This is a genomic window from Bacillus sp. LR--39, assembly GCF_053613335.1.
Map to the genome: position 1 here is coordinate 1 of NZ_JBSIOT010001216.1, position 599 is coordinate 599.

Below are 599 nucleotides of genomic sequence, written 5' to 3' on the forward strand. Positions count from 1 at the left end.
GGCACGTCCTGTTCCGGATCAATCTGGCCGAGTTTTTCAATGTCCGCCAGAGACCGGATTGGCTGATCAATCACAGGACCGATCCCGTTTTTGATTTCAACATCCACACCGATTGACGGCAGCGGCGTCATGATATCTTTATAAAGGATTGCAGCATCGACTCCGTATTGCTCAACCGGCAGTCTTGTGACATACGCACAAAGTTCGGGCTGATGTGTGATCTCAAACAATCCGTACTTTTGCTTCAGCTTGCGATATTCCGGCTGTGAGCGCCCTGCTTGTCTCATATACCACACAGGCGTGTGATCCGCTTTTTCTCCCCGCGCAGCTTTTAAAAACGTCTCGTTAAACGTTTCTCGTTTACTCATCTGATTTCCACCTTTCATACGGCAACCATACGTTCGTATTTCTTGACTTATTACACTATACCTTGTTTTAGGCAAATGGTATAGAAATGTAGCTCAAAGTTCAAAAAATCGCCGAATTCCATTAAGAGGAAAACAATTTTGGCTGAACGTAATCGGTTCCTTCCCCTTCTCTTTTTGTCTGTGTATTATAAGGCATAATTTTATAAGACGCGCCCGAAAATAAGTTGGCAT

General features: G+C 44.4%; 2 protein-coding genes. Both read right to left on the bottom strand.

Annotated elements, in window-relative coordinates:
* Window positions 1–368: uroporphyrinogen decarboxylase family protein (locus ACWHAR_RS29515; RefSeq protein ID WP_452088747.1), on the bottom strand; the 368-nt coding region annotated here is incomplete at its 3' end.
* A 121-nt stretch (window positions 369–489) separates the two neighbouring features.
* A partial coding sequence (locus ACWHAR_RS29520; protein WP_452088748.1) for a hypothetical protein occupies window positions 490–599 on the bottom strand: 110 nt, incomplete at its 5' end.